The sequence below is a fragment of the Kytococcus schroeteri genome, assembly GCF_002847825.1.
Classification (GTDB): Bacteria; Actinomycetota; Actinomycetes; order Actinomycetales; family Dermatophilaceae; genus Kytococcus; species Kytococcus schroeteri.
In genome coordinates this window covers 1-11,040 of record NZ_PKIZ01000032.1, presented here as the reverse complement: position 1 = coordinate 11,040, position 11,040 = coordinate 1, and the positions used below count along the sequence as shown (strand labels likewise).

13 protein-coding genes are annotated in these 11,040 nt (G+C 67.5%); 9 read left to right on the top strand and 4 right to left on the bottom strand.

Annotated features, from left to right (window positions below):
* Positions 1-325: 325 nt before the first annotated feature.
* The 3 genes from CYJ76_RS11275 to CYJ76_RS11270 form a co-directional block, all read right to left on the bottom strand.
* Positions 326-2,890 (bottom strand): AAA family ATPase, encoded by a 2,565-nt coding sequence (locus CYJ76_RS11275; RefSeq protein ID WP_101850143.1) that lies wholly within the window; start codon positions 2,888-2,890, stop codon positions 326-328.
* Between the two features lie 256 nt (positions 2,891-3,146).
* Positions 3,147-3,287: a hypothetical protein gene (locus tag CYJ76_RS12575; protein ID WP_180802297.1), complete on the bottom strand. Its 141-nt coding sequence runs from the start codon at positions 3,285-3,287 to the stop codon at positions 3,147-3,149.
* Positions 3,272-4,084: an AAA family ATPase gene (locus CYJ76_RS11270; protein ID WP_180802296.1), complete on the bottom strand. Its 813-nt coding sequence runs from the start codon at positions 4,082-4,084 to the stop codon at positions 3,272-3,274. Before CYJ76_RS11270 ends, CYJ76_RS12575 begins: the two co-directional genes overlap by 16 nt.
* A gap of 897 nt (positions 4,085-4,981) precedes the next feature.
* Here CYJ76_RS11270 and CYJ76_RS11255 point away from each other — a divergent pair.
* From CYJ76_RS11255 to CYJ76_RS11235, 5 genes are all read left to right on the top strand, one after another.
* Entirely contained in the window at positions 4,982-5,584 is a 603-nt protein-coding gene (locus CYJ76_RS11255; RefSeq protein WP_101850139.1) for a hypothetical protein, read from the top strand.
* A gap of 127 nt (positions 5,585-5,711) precedes the next feature.
* A complete protein-coding gene (locus CYJ76_RS11250; RefSeq protein ID WP_101850138.1) occupies positions 5,712-6,122 on the top strand; it encodes a recombinase family protein in 411 nt (136 codons plus the stop codon).
* A gap of 16 nt (positions 6,123-6,138) precedes the next feature.
* On the top strand, positions 6,139-6,321 hold the full coding sequence (locus CYJ76_RS13230) for a helix-turn-helix domain-containing protein (RefSeq protein ID WP_101850137.1): 183 nt from the start codon (positions 6,139-6,141) through the stop codon (positions 6,319-6,321).
* Between the two features lie 370 nt (positions 6,322-6,691).
* Positions 6,692-7,621, top strand: a complete 930-nt coding sequence (locus CYJ76_RS11240) for a DNA methyltransferase (protein WP_202820485.1) — start codon at positions 6,692-6,694, stop codon at positions 7,619-7,621.
* Positions 7,618-8,673, top strand: coding sequence for a hypothetical protein (locus CYJ76_RS11235; protein ID WP_101850135.1), 1,056 nt, complete (start codon positions 7,618-7,620; stop codon positions 8,671-8,673). Before CYJ76_RS11240 ends, CYJ76_RS11235 begins: the two co-directional genes overlap by 4 nt.
* A 101-nt stretch (positions 8,674-8,774) precedes the next feature.
* On the opposite strand, the gene CYJ76_RS12570 is transcribed toward CYJ76_RS11235, so the two are convergent.
* Positions 8,775-9,116 carry a GNAT family N-acetyltransferase gene (locus CYJ76_RS12570; protein ID WP_269148633.1) on the bottom strand — a complete coding sequence of 114 codons (342 nt, stop codon included), beginning with the start codon at positions 9,114-9,116 and terminating at the stop codon, positions 8,775-8,777.
* A gap of 15 nt (positions 9,117-9,131) precedes the next feature.
* On the opposite strand from CYJ76_RS12570, the gene CYJ76_RS13225 reads away from it, so the two are divergent.
* The 4 genes from CYJ76_RS13225 to CYJ76_RS11210 all read left to right on the top strand — a co-directional run bounded on the left by CYJ76_RS13225 (position 9,132) and on the right by CYJ76_RS11210 (position 10,947).
* Positions 9,132-9,449, top strand: coding sequence for a transposase (locus tag CYJ76_RS13225; RefSeq protein WP_180802294.1), 318 nt, complete (start codon positions 9,132-9,134; stop codon positions 9,447-9,449).
* 2 nt (positions 9,450-9,451) lie between these two features.
* Positions 9,452-10,162 (top strand): IS3 family transposase, encoded by a 711-nt coding sequence (locus CYJ76_RS11220; RefSeq protein ID WP_101850133.1) that lies wholly within the window; start codon positions 9,452-9,454, stop codon positions 10,160-10,162.
* A gap of 77 nt (positions 10,163-10,239) precedes the next feature.
* Positions 10,240-10,497: an integrase core domain-containing protein gene (locus tag CYJ76_RS11215; RefSeq protein ID WP_238138234.1), complete on the top strand. Its 258-nt coding sequence runs from the start codon at positions 10,240-10,242 to the stop codon at positions 10,495-10,497.
* Between the two features lie 162 nt (positions 10,498-10,659).
* Complete coding sequence (locus CYJ76_RS11210) at positions 10,660-10,947, top strand: alpha/beta fold hydrolase (protein ID WP_101850131.1); 288 nt, start codon at positions 10,660-10,662, stop codon at positions 10,945-10,947.
* The last annotated feature ends 93 nt before the right edge of the window (positions 10,948-11,040 follow it).

The following is an 11,040-nucleotide window of genomic DNA, read 5'->3' as shown; positions in this document are numbered from 1 at the left end:
CCCCCATCATCAGGGGACCTCGACCCCTACCTCGACCCGGTCACACCACCACTGCTACACCCTCAGATCGGAAGAGCCGACAAACCCCGCCAGAAACTGGCGCCCCTTCCGGTGTGCTGACTCCTGCGAGCACCACCCAGTACGCGGCCTTCGCTGCCTTCGGGCGTCGGAGAAGCCTTGCCGTGGAGCCGGGTATGCGCAGGTCGACCTCGCGCTCGTTGAACCGGGCTCTCGCCTCAGGCCGCAGCCGAGGGACGCTGCCCCGAATGCTTGCCCAGCGGGGGCGAAGGAGGTCGGAGTTGGAGTGGGAGGCTCTGGGAGCGCCCTACTTTCTGTACCCCTTCACCCGCTTGTGCCACGCCTCCGCACGGTCGAGTTCCGCTGTGAGTTCGTCCAGCGTGGGAGGAACGTAGTTCAGTGCCATATCTTGGTCATGTCGGGTCCACCCCGAGCACCGACTGTAGGACTCCTGAAGTTCACGGTTGTCGTCCTTCGTGATCTGCTCGGCAATCTTGACCATGGTGACGCTGACGTGAAGGGTCGATCTGTCGAACAGAAGGTCCGCCACCTCCTGACTGATGATCCGCTCCCAGGTCTGCGAGAGGCGCCCCGACCACTTGCTCACCGCGTCGTCATACTCGTCCTGGGTCCACTCGTCTGCATTCACCTTCTTGGTCATACGGGCTAGGTCAGCACGCAGGTCGTGGATGCGCGTGGCCGCGTCCTTGATGGTCCAAGGGTGCTTTTGCTGAACGATGCCTGGTTGACCATCTGCGAGCCGCCGCTCGATGGTCCGTTCGGTGAAATCGACCCCATTGGCGCCCGCGCGCTTCTTCAGGCTCGCCGCGAACGCCACGTCATGGGTAAACACGATCACCTGGCGGTCCTTGGCGAACCGCGCCAACCTCTCCGCGACCACATCGCGGCGCAGATGATCGAGGCTCGTGACGGGATCGTCTAGCACGATGGCCGACTTGGATGCGTCAAGATGCGCCTCCACGAAGTAACCAGAGAGGCCGAGCGCCGTCTGCTCCCCTTCCGAGAGCACGCGGGGTAGGTCTGCCTTGATGGCCGCTCCCACGAACGCGGGCTTGTGCAGGACCGATCCACGCCTGACGCCTTGCCCGAGCAGAGTCACGGTGTCGACCTGGAGGTCCTGAGACTCACGAGAGAAGCAGTCCTGAACGACGACCGTGACGTGCGAGGCGGTCAAGTCACCCAACGCGCGGGAGATGCCCCGTGTGTCCGTCTGACGGCGTGCTTCCTGGAGCAGGTCCTCTTCGCGGCGTCGGTCACGCTCGGCACGGACATCCTCCGCGACCTCAGCCAGTCGCGCGCTGGCGCGAAGTTCCTTCTGCACCGCTGCGAGTTCAGTAATCCTGTCGTTGAAGGCGGTGGCGTCGATCAACCTGGCATCGACCGCGTAAGCCTTACCCGCAGTCTCCAGCCGAGAAGACAGATCGAGGTTGGGGACCGCTGGGACTTCCGCTGACGCGAGCAGCGCCTCTCGTCGCGCCCGCCAGCCCTCAATCGCCGCGAGCGCCTCGGAGTGCGCCTGGTCGTCCTCATGCTGGATGTCGCGCAAGGCGATAGTGACGTTCGTCTGCTCGACCTGGACCGACTCCACGCTGCTGACTAGCCTTGCCAGTCGGTCGGCAGCGGCGCGCGCCTCGTCCTCTGTAGTGTCGACCATCATCGCATGGAAACGTTCGAGCCTCTTCGTGGCGTCTGCGCTCAGTGGCTGGTGGCAGAGAACGCAGTGGCTCCCGTCCGCAGTATGGGGAAAGCCCTCGTGCGGGTAAGCGGCCTCCTCGGAGTATCGGCGCGCAGCCGCCCAGAGAGCCCGCCAGGCGGGACTGCCCACGCCTTCCAGCGGTTCGTCCTCAAACCGCGATGACGCAGCCTCGTCCGCCAGTGCGCGAGTATCCCGGGCTGTCTCCCGCTCTGTTGCGAGAGCCTGCTCGACCTGGGTGCCAAGAGCGTTCTCCAGTCCGGCGAGATGGGCCGAGATTGTGGCGAACGCCCCCGCCATCTGATCGAGCCGGGCCGCCTCCTTCTCGGGGTTGGTCGCCCGTAGCCGACTCTCCTCCTCTCGCGCGACCTTGATCCGTCCCTCAGCGTCGTCCGGGGCCTTGCACCTCTGATCCAGCGTCGCGTCGTCGGTGTCTCCGCTGAGGGTGGACAACAACCTCCCCGCAGCCGTGTCGGGTTCGAGGGCGGGGAGCCCGACCGTCCGCTGCGCGTTCGCTGCAAGGCGCTCGTCTAGCACCTGCCGGACTCCATCACACACGTCGATCAGACCGTCCAGCAGACGCAAGGCCGATGGCCGGTAGAGCGCCTCTCCCTCCTTGCTCACGTAGAGGTCGCCGCAGCGCTCGTCATAGAAACTGACCTGCTGGAGTTCGGGTGGCGCGTCGTCGGAGAGAAGGACGGAGTGAGCCTGCCCATCCCACTCATACTCCAGGCAGGCGGCCTGGGCGCCGCCGCCGGTAGAGAAGATGTCCGGTAGCACCTGCTCCTGATGACGGGTGTGCACGAGGCTTTTTACAAGCCGCGCGTAGCCGGACTTGCCCGAGCCGTTGTTGCCGTAGACGACGGTGACTCCGGTCGGGCTGAACGTGAGTGTCTCTCCCGTGGCTAGGCGGTTGACGTTGCTCACGTCGCGGATAGCCGTGAGGGTGACCGCTGGGTAAGTGACTTCTGCGGGCTGTTGTATCCCTGCGAGCCATCCACCATCGGGCTCGGACGGTGCCGGGAGCACGAGGGCATCGGCGATCGCTTCGTAGTCCGCATCTTCAGGCGGCGTACCCGAGGCGAGTTTGACGATGGCCCTCTGTTGCCACCAGGGGCGGGTTGCCGCCCAGTCGATGATTTCCGCGTACGCCGTCATGCTTCGTCTCCACTACGTGAACGCCTGACCCATCCGACCGCAGCCAGGCGAGGCTGGTCTCTCTCAGGCGAAGCATGCCAGGAGGCACTGAAAAATTCCGGCACAAACTGGCGCCCCTCCGGTGGTTGACTCCGGCGGGCAGCGCGGGTAACGCTGAGAGTGGAGGCCGCAGGCCCCGACCGTGTTCGCTCCCGTGGCGGTTCCAGGCGGGCCAGCACATCGGACACGCGGCCTCTCCGTATGTCTGGGGGGACTCTCAGACGGCCCGTGGGAAGAGTCGGGTCAGCGCCACGCGGGCGTCGGCCTCGGTGAGCAGGCCCAGGTCCTCAGCGTCGAGATCAGCGGTGGACAGGCGCTCGCTCTGAGCGTCCACCATGGCGCTCAGGAGGCCACGCATGCTGCGGGCGTTCGCCCTGTCGGTGGGAGGGGCGGCAGCAAGCCGAGTGAGCGCACGGCGAGCAGCGCCTCGGCCTCGGCAGCGATGCGGTAGTCGTCCCGGGCAACCATGCTCTCCAGGATGGACTGGAGAGCCTCGGCGCCGTAGTTCGGGAACGTCACGGTCTGCGCGAACCTCGACCTCAGCCCCGTGTTGCTCTCTAGGAAGCGCTCCATTTCGCGCGTGTACCCGGCGACGATCACGCAGAACTCGCTCCTGTCGTCCTCCATCCGCTTCAGCAAGGTGTCCACGGCCTCGCTCCCGAAGTCGTTCGAGGCCGGGCCGGGAGGAGTCAACGAGTACGCCTCGTCAATGAAGAGGACCCCGCCCTTGGCCGAGTCGATGACCCGCCCGGTCTTCTGCGCCGTGTGCCCCTGATACTGAGCGACCAATCCCGAGCGGTCGGTCTCGATGACGTGGCCAGACGGGAGCAGGCCGGTCGCGGCGAGCATCCTGCCCCGCACCCTGGCGACCGTGGTTTTTCCGGTGCCTGGAGGGCCGACGAACACTGCGTGCATGCCGACCTCGGATACGCGCAGCCCACGAGTCTTGCGCTCCTCGTTCAGCCGGACGCGGTTGGCGAGGGTGCGGACCTGGCTGGCGACGCTTTCCAGCCCCGGCAACGAGTCGAGTTCATCGAGAACCCGGTTCAGGCGCTCGGGGTCGCGGAGGTCCACGCCCGAGCGCGTGACGGGATTGGGCGCGGGCTTGACGGGCGCGAGCAGACGGGGCTTCCTCGCCTCGTTCTCCTCAGCCAAGCGCTGCCTCATCGCGTTGGCAGATCGGATCGCGGCGTCGCGGTCCAGCCTGGGGCGCTCGGGCGCCGCGCTGGGCGCGGGCTGGGGGTTGGGGTCGATCCTCTCGGCGGGCGCAACCTCGGGAGCCGGCGCAGGCGGGGAGCCGGCTGGGGCCGCTGAGTAGGTGGGCTGTAGGAGACGGGCGGCACGGAGGTGTGCGCGCAGTCAACAGGGGTAGGGGAACCCCCTTCCGACCGCCCCCTGATCCAACCCACAAAGCCACCGAGGATCGCCCCGACAGGCGCCCCGATGAGCAGGCCACCCATGGCCATCGCCAGTATCAAGGTCACGGGGAGCGGCACCTGCTCGCGCGAGGCATCGCCCAGCATCTCGCCCACGGCAAACACCGTGACAAGCACGAAGCCGATCACCGCGCCCCACAGCGCCGTCTTGCTGATCTTCCTCATGGCTTCTCCTCCTGATGGTCCACGCTCTCACCCTGCTCTGACACACGCCGTGGCCGTCCCGCCCCTGGCCGTCGCCCCCCGTGGCCCGTCCGATCCCCCGCCTCTGCGATGGCCTGGGCGATCTCCGGAGAGGCCATCGCCGCCCGGATCGCCCCCCGCACCCACCCCGAGCGGGTGAGTCCTGACTCCTCCACCAGCGTCGCGAAAGCCTGAGCGTCGGCGGGGTAGAGCGCCATGCCCAGGTGCTCCATGCGCTCATGCGCCCGGGGATCGGGGATGGTCTCACCTTTTCGAGTCATGTCTTGATTATGCCGCTCGATGGGCGTAGAATCAAGATGCAATTTGATTTGCCTGCGAGGTTGACTATGTACCGTGACCACCAGCACGGAGGCGCCCGCCGCTGTTCCTGCGGCGATCCCGAGGCCCGTCGAGCCCAGCGCCAGAGAAGCGCATGCGCGAGCGAGGCCACGAAGGCGAGGTCGATGAGACCTACGCCGCAAGCGTGGCCGAGCGGGCAGTCATGGCCGACGAGTACCCGGAGGCCGTGTATGACCCCTCGCCCACCGTGAGGACAGCCGCCGCCCGAGGGCCGCTCACCGAGGAAGTGGAAGCGGTGCTGGCCGGGGACGAGAAAAGTCGGGTGAGGGCCGCGCTCGCCAGCAACCCAGCGTGCTCTGCCGATACGCTCCATGACCTGAGCGGCGATGAGGACCAGTCTGTGAGGCTGGCCGTCGCCAAGCACCCCAGCACGCCGCCCGAGGCGCTGGTGGCGATGGCCGGGGAACTGGACCGTAGGCGCGATCTGAGCATCGCGCGGGCGCTGGCCAAGAACCCCCGCACGCCCCGCACGGCACTGGAGGAGTGGATCAGAGGCGGGACAGAGGGGCAGCGCACACTGGCACGGGCGGCACTGCGGAAGCGAGCCGAGCAGGCTGCCGAGGGGGCTGCTGGAGCGGTGCTCGACGGGGCCGACCACCTCGGGGAGGGGCTGGATGGGGCGAGGACGGTGGCGGCGGACGAAATGGACGACGCGCTCGGGCTGCGGGCCGGTTAGGCATGGTGCCCCTCAACCCACGTGCCCGGATGGGGAGTACCCAAGCGGTGAGCGCCAGGTGGCACGACGGACCGCCGAATAGGGTCCCGATCCGGTTAGTCAGTCACAACGTCAGGAAGGTCTAGAGATGGCAGGGCAGGCAGTGGCGTATGTCCGCGTCAGCAGTGAGGATCAGCACCTCGACCGGCAGCAGGCCGCGATCCGCGATGCCGTGGGCGAGCCGGACCGCTGGTTCGAGGACCGCTGCTCGGGCGGCAGCACCAACCGCCCTGGTCTGGACGCCCTGCTCGCGCACGTGCGGGAGGGGGACGAGATCGCGGTTACCTCGATGGACCGGCTCGCCCGGTCGGTGCCCGACCTCTACGGTCTCGTTGACGGGCTGACGGCACGAGGCGTGAGCGTGAGGTTCCTCAAAGAGGGGCAGACCTTCGAGCCTGGAGGCGCCTCCTCCATGAACCGCCTGCTGCTCGGCGTGCTGGGAGCGGTGGCAGAGTTCGAGCGCTCCCTGATCCGCGAGCGGCAGGCCCAGCAGTCATGACACTGCCCCGGAGTTCGTGGGGACGGCTTTCTCCGGCCACAGGATCGACCCCGCCGTCCGAGACTTCATCGTGCGCGTGTACCAGGCGGGCCGCAGTCTCCGCGAACTGGCCGAAATAACCGACCGCACGCATGGAGCGGTGCGCAATGTGCTCGACCGCGCGGGAGTGCCTCGGCGGGCCGGGGTGCTCCGAAGGTGAGCCGCTGACCAAAGTGGTGCCCCCGTGCGCGCAAGGTGAGCCTGTGCCGTGCCTTAGTACGTGAATCGTCCGCGCGCCCTGCCCGAGGCCGACTCGTCACGACCATAGACTGACGCCAAAGAAGACAGTATCAAGGAGGATTTCAGGCATGCCATCAGCGCCACGCGGGTCACGACGCACGACGACTCACGGTGCGTTAGCGCTGGTGGAGGACCCGCCCGACGCAGTAGGACCGGGTGACGTAGCGCCTGCCTCCGACGCCTTCGACCTCCACCTCGGCGACGTGAGCGAGGTCTACGAGACCTGGCCCACTCCCACAACCATCATCAGCGATGGAGCGTACGGGGTGCGCGGCTTTCACGGTGACACCGTGGACTCCACCGACCTCGTGGACTGGTACCGCGACCACATCGAGGCGTGGACCCGTGCGTCCACCCCAGGGACGACGCTGTGGTTCTGGGGGACCGAGGTCGGGTGGGCGACCGTGCACGCCGAACTGGATCGTCAGGGGTGGGACTACGTACAGACGATCATCTGGGACAAGGGGCTGTCCCACATCGCCGGGAACGTGAACGGCAAGACCATCCGCCAGTTCCCCGTCGTGACCGAGGTGTGCATCCTCTACCAGCGTCGGTTCGAGGTGCCCACGGAGGATGGCCTGCTGGGCGTCCAGGAGTGGCTGCGCCACGAGTGGCAGCGTTCGGGACTGCCCCTCTACCTGTCGAACGAGGCTTGCGGGGTGCGGAACGCCGCTACGCGCAAGTACCTCACCAGGGACTGGCTCTGGTACTTCCCTCCGGGGCCGATGGTGGCCCGCATGGCGGCGTACTGCAACGAGCACGGTTTCGAGTCCGGCAGGCCCTACTTCTCCCTCGACGGACAGCGGTCCGTGACTGCCGAGGAGTGGGACCGCATGCGCTACCCGTGGACGCACACCCACGGGCTGACCAACGTCTGGACCCGCCCACCGTTGCACGACAGCGAACGGCTGAAGGGCTCGCTGCGCCGCTCGGCGCCGCGTACCTACAAACCGACGCGCGCCTCGGCAACCCACCTGAACCAGAAGCCGCTGGAGTTCATGGAGCGGCTGGTCCATGCCACTACCCGCCAGGGGGACGTGGTGTGGGAGCCGTTCGGCGGACTGGCCTCGGCGTCCGTTGCTGCCGTCGCCCTGGGTCGGCGGGCGTTCGTGGCCGAGAAGGACTCGCACTTCGCCCAGATCGCGCGAGAGCGGCTCCAGGACGCTGCCACGAACCGTGAGGTGGGCGCGGAGACCGAGGCGATGGGGGTGGACGGGTGACCACGGATGATCGAACTCCCGAGGAGATCGCGCAGGAGGTAGAGGACCAGCGCAGCCTCACCGATGCACGCGTGCCGGAGGTGCCTGGTCCCGAACGAGAGCATCCCGACCCCACGACGAAGCGCGGGAAGTTGGCCGAGAACGTCAGGGACGCACTGGCCGCGCTCCCGGCGCACTTCGCGTCGCGGACCTTCATCGAGGGGCTGGAGGCAGGCGACCTCTTCTCGCTGAACTCCATGCTCGGCGGCAGTATCGAGATTCAGGTGGTCCAGACCCTGAACCGCCTGCGAGCGGTGTGGGACCCCGACGAGGAGTGGGAGGAGTACGCCTTCGTACGGTCTGCGCAAACGTTCCCCGACGTGCGCCTCGCAACGTCGAGCCCGGCCCGCGTGGCAGCAGGCGAGGCGGTCGGGCTAGGCCTGGAACTGAAGGGCTGGTACCTCCTCAGCCGGGAGGGTGAGCCTTCCTTCCGGTACACCGTCAGCCGAGACGCCTGCGACGTGCACGACCTCCTCGTGGTCGTCCCGTGGCACCTCAGCAACGTACTGGCTGGCGACCCGGTGGTCTACGCGCCGTACGTCGAGTCGGCGCGCTATGCCGCCGACATGCGGAATCACTACTGGACGACCGAGCGACGCGAGAGCGACGAGCGCAAGGCAGTCGAGGCAGTCGCCAAGGGGAAGAAGCCGAAGAAACTCCCGGACAACTACTACGACATCCGCTCTCCCGATGGTTTGCAGCCGTACCCGGCTCCCAAGACGAAGACTGCCGACGTGGCCGCTCATGACGGAGGGAGCAACTTCGGGCGAGTGGCCCGCGCGTCAGGACTCATGGATGACTACGTGGAGGACTCCCTGCGCGCCCGCGTCGCAGGGATCGAAGCGCGGCACTGGGTGGCGTTCTTCAAGGCGTATGCGGAAGGTGCTCAGAAGGGCGAACTCCACGACCGCATCATGCGCCAGATAGCCCGCCAGCGGCAGGAGCAGAACCTCGACTCCGATGACATCGCCGTACTGCTCCGGGAGTGGGTCAACCGGCTTCCGGGTGGTTGACCGGCAGCGGTCCCAGCAACGACGCGAAGACAGAAGTCGTCGGAAAGTCGGTGCCCCTGCGCCAGCCTCCGAGATCGTTCGGCGTCCGGGCGCAGCCGGGGTCAGGGTTGATCGGGGGCGGTGGCCCGGAAGGCTGACGGGATCACCTGGTCCGCCTGAGCCTCAGCAGCCAGGAACCTCTCTCCGAGCGGGGTCGCCTTCTGCCCGTCAGCCTTGACGCCCCGCCGTCGTCGGGCCTCCTCCCACAAGGCCGAGCCGATGCCTTGGCGACGAAATGCCGGGAGCACGAGGACGTTGACGGCCCCCGCGCGCTCGGGCCCCATCGCAACGGGGAAGTGGTTGAGCGTGGCGACTATCTCGCCACCCTTGCGGTAGATCAGGCAGTCCACGTGGCCCGGATAGTCCTTGAATCGCCCCGGGTTTGATGGAGGCTCTGATCCCACGGAAGGATGCAGAGCATGCCAGCACCACGGAAGTACCCCGACGAGTTGCGGGAGCGGGCCACGCGGATGACGGTCGAGGCTCGTAGAGACCCGGTGACACGGCGCGGGGCGTTCAAGCGCATCGGGGAGCAGCTCGGGGTCCACCCTGAGTCTCTGCGTAGCTGGGTCCGCCAGGCAGAGGTTGATGCCGGCACGGTGCCGGGGGTGACCTCGCAGGAGGCCGCCAAGGTGGCCGATCTGGAGAAGGAGAACCGTGAGCTGCGGCGGGCCAACGCGATCCTGCGCTCGGCCTCGGCTTTCTTCGCGGCGGAGCCAGGCCGCCCACACCGTTGATCGTGGACGTCGTCGACCAGCACGAGCACGAGTTCGGAGTCGAGCCGATCTGTCGCACGCTCACCGCTGCGGGCACGAAGATCGCTCCGAGCATGTACTACGCCGCGGCCACGCGGCAGCCCTCGAAGCGGGACCTGCGCGACGCGCAGCTGCTGGTGGAGATCCGGCGGGTCCACGCCCAGAGCGACGGGGTGTACGGGGCCCGGAAGGTTCACGCCCAGCTGCGCCGCGAAGGCACCGAGGCGGCACGGTGCACCGTGGAACGCCTCATGAGAGCCGATGGGCTGCGTGGGGTCAGCCGCGCCAAGGGCCCCCGGACCACGGTGCCGGGCAAGGGACCGGAACATGGTCCGGACCTGGTGGACCGCGACTTTCCCCCGCGAGCGGGAGGTGCCCCCACTGCCAGCGCTCCGAATGAGGTCTGGGTGGCAGACATTCCCCCGCAAGCGGGAGGTGCCCCCACCTATTGCCGTACTTTCGGGGGGTGGGTGTACGCCGCGTTTGTGATCGATGTCTTCTCCAGGATGGTCTTGCGCTGGCAGGTCTCGAAGTCGCTGCGTACCGACCTGGCGCTGGACGCCTTGGAGATGGGGTTGTGGAACCGGCGCCGTCACGGGCAGGACGTGACCGGGTTGAAGCACCACAGCGACAAGGGCGTCCAGTACGTCGCCATCCGCTACACCCAGCGAGGGCTTGTCAAGGTTTCTGTGTAAGCGGGAGTGTTCACAGGTAGGGGTTGATTCGGTCGGGATAGGCCGCTGCGAGATGGGCCAGTGCCTGTTTCCAGTTGGTGACGACCTGGCCCTGGACGAGGCGGCCCTTGGCCGAGGCGTTCAACTCGCTGTTCAAGGCCGAGCTCGTCCGCAACCACGGGCCCTGGCGAGGCATCGACGACCTGGAGATCGCCACCGCGGAGTACATCAACTGGTTCAACCACCAGCGACTCCACGGCGAGATCGGCATGGTCCCACCAGCCGAGAAGGAGAACACCTACCATCAGCACCACCCCGTGACGGCACCCGCCAACACGGTCCTTGCGAGCCTCTAAGAAACCCGGGGCGATTCAGTCCGTCGGTCGGCAAGTAGTCCTCACGCGGCCCGCAACACCCCCGACCCAACCCATCCCGAGAACCGCATGATCCCACCGAATCGTCACCCAGCCAGCCCGACGAATCCCCCGCCGGACGTTCCCGAACAACCGCTGAGGACGGTGTCCCCCACCCCGCACGTGGTGCGCCGCGGCATTGGCCTGCCCGTCGTGGCCCTCCACGGCAACGGGGTGGACCACCGCCTCCTGGCCGCCCTCGACCCGACGCTCGAAGCCGCCGGTGGTCTCGAGCGGATCTACCTCGACCTGCCGGGCTTCGGGCAGACCCCCAGCCTTCCGGCCGCAGCCGGTGGTCTCCCCGAGCTGGCAGCCTGGACCGTCGAGGCCGTACGAACGCTCACCCCGGGCAGCCCGTTCGCGTTGCTGGCCAATTCGGCTCATCCGATCTGAGGGTGTAGTCGTGGTCTGAAGCCGCCGGCTTCGAGGAGGGATCGGGCGACGTAGTGGGTCAGGTTGCGGAAGCCGAGGGCGGACCCTCGGAGG

Coding starts and splice junctions, on each gene's coding strand:
- CYJ76_RS11275 (WP_101850143.1), bottom strand. CDS start 2,890: ATGACGGCGTACGCGGAAATCATCGACTGGGCGGCAACCCGCCCCTGG.
- CYJ76_RS12575 (WP_180802297.1), bottom strand. CDS start 3,287: ATGCGTGGCCTCCTGAGCGCCATGGTGGACGCTCAGAGCGAGCGCCTG.
- CYJ76_RS11255 (WP_101850139.1), top strand. CDS start 4,982: ATGCGCGAGCGAGGCCACGAAGGCGAGGTCGATGAGACCTACGCCGCA.
- CYJ76_RS11250 (WP_101850138.1), top strand. CDS start 5,712: ATGGCAGGGCAGGCAGTGGCGTATGTCCGCGTCAGCAGTGAGGATCAG.
- CYJ76_RS13225 (WP_180802294.1), top strand. CDS start 9,132: ATGCCAGCACCACGGAAGTACCCCGACGAGTTGCGGGAGCGGGCCACG.